The sequence below is a fragment of the Streptomyces sp. NPDC033131 genome, from assembly GCF_055578365.1.
Genome location: NZ_JBVIPA010000114.1, coordinates 1 through 2002 on the forward strand (window position 1 = coordinate 1; position 2002 = coordinate 2002).

A 2002-nucleotide genomic window follows, 5' to 3' on the forward strand; every position below is an offset into this window, starting at 1 on the left:
TGTTCATCGCCGGCCTGATGGTCGGCCGTACGCCCGAGTACCTGGGCAAGAAGATCGGCACCCGCGAGATCAAGTTCGCGGCCTGCTACATCCTCATCACCCCGGCGCTGGTGCTCATCTTCACCGCCGCGGCCATGGCACTGCCGACTCCGCCGCACTCCATGCTGAACAGCGGCGCGCACGGCTTCTCCGAGATCCTTTACGCCTATACATCAGGCGCCAACAACAACGGCTCGGCCTTCGCCGGCCTGAACGCGGACACGCCATGGTTCAACACCACCATCGGCATCGTGATGCTCCTCGGGCGGTTCCTGCCGATGGTGTTCGTACTGGCGCTGGCGGGTTCGCTGGCCGAACAGAAGCCGGTGCCGGCCACCGCGGGCACGCTGCGCACCGAAAAGCCGCTGTTCACCGGGCTGTTGGTGGGCGCGATTCTCATCATCACCGGTCTGACCTACTTCCCGGCCCTGGCACTGGGACCGCTGGCCGAAGGGCTGGCGTCATGACCACTCGCACAGAAAAGCAAGAGGACAGCGTGTCCACGACTACTCCCACTCGGGCGCCGCACAGCGACGTGCCCACAGGGCACAGGCAGGAAGGGCGCGTCGGTGCGGGTCTGTTCGATCCGAAGCAGCTGCTGAAGTCGCTGCCGGACGCGTGCCGCAAGCTCGACCCGCGGGTGATGGTCAAGTCGCCCGTGATGTTCGTGGTGCTCGTCGGCTCGGTGCTGACGACGGTGTTCTCCTTCAAGGACCCGGGCGACTGGTTCGGCTGGGCGATCAGTGCCTGGCTGTGGCTCACCGTGATCTTCGCCAACCTGGCGGAGGCGGTCGCCGAAGGCCGCGGCAAGGCGCAGGCCGACACGTTGCGCAGGGCCAAGACCGAGACCGTCGCCCGCCGTCTCGTGAGCGACCGGGAAGAGCAGGTCGTCGGCACCGAACTGCGCGTGGGCGACCTGGTCGTCTGTGAGGCGGGCGACATCATCCCCGGCGACGGTGACGTCGTCGAGGGCGTGGCGTCCGTGGACGAGTCGGCGATCACCGGCGAGTCGGCCCCGGTCATCCGTGAGTCCGGCGGCGACCGCAGTGCCGTCACCGGCGGTACGAAGGTCCTCTCCGACCGGATCGTCATCAAGATCACGACGAAGCCGGGGGAGACCTTCATCGACCGCATGATCGCCTTGGTCGAGGGCGCCGCACGGCAGAAGACACCGAACGAGACGGCGCTGAACATCCTGCTCGCTTCGCTGACCATCATCTTCCTGCTCGCGGTGGCCACCCTGCCGCCGCTCGCGGACTACGCGGGCACCCACCTGACCATGGTCGTGCTGGTGGCCCTTCTGGTCTGCCTGATCCCGACCACGATCGGTGCGCTGCTCTCCGCGATCGGCATCGCGGGCATGGACCGGCTGGTGCAGCGCAACGTACTGGCCATGTCGGGCAGAGCAGTGGAGGCTGCCGGCGACGTGTCGACACTCCTGCTCGACAAGACCGGCACCATCACGCACGGCAACCGGCAGGCCGCAGAGTTCGTCCCCGTACGGGGCGCCACCGAGGCCGAGGTGGCGGATGCCGCCCAGTTGGCATCGCTGGCCGACGAGACGCCCGAGGGCCGCTCGATCGTCGTCCTGGCGAAGGAGAAGTACCAGCAGCCCGAGCGGCACCAGGGGGAACTGTCCGGCGCGGAATGGACAGCCTTCACCGCCCAGACCCGGATGTCGGGCGTGGACGTCGGCGGGCGCACGATCCGCAAGGGCGCGGCCGCTTCGGTCATCACCTGGGTCAAGGAGCGGGGCGGCACGGTGGCCGAGGACGCCGACACCCTCGCCCACCACATCTCCGCAGCGGGCGGGACCCCGCTGCTCGTGGCTGTGGAAGACACGGAAGGCGCCCGAGTGCTGGGCGTCGTCCACCTCAAGGACGTCGTCAAGGAGGGCATGCGGGAGCGGTTCGACGAGCTGCGCCGCATGGGTATCAAGACCGTCATGATCACGGGTGACAAC

General features: G+C 68.0%; 2 protein-coding genes. Both read left to right on the forward strand.

Features of this window, described 5'->3' with window-relative positions:
• A partial coding sequence (locus ACZ5XS_RS45705) for a potassium-transporting ATPase subunit KdpA (RefSeq protein WP_468661633.1) occupies positions 1–506 on the forward strand: 506 nt, incomplete at its 5' end.
• The coding region (gene kdpB / locus ACZ5XS_RS45710; RefSeq protein WP_468661634.1) for a potassium-transporting ATPase subunit KdpB at positions 503–2002 on the forward strand (1500 nt) is incomplete at its 3' end. The genes ACZ5XS_RS45705 and kdpB, both read left to right, overlap by 4 nt.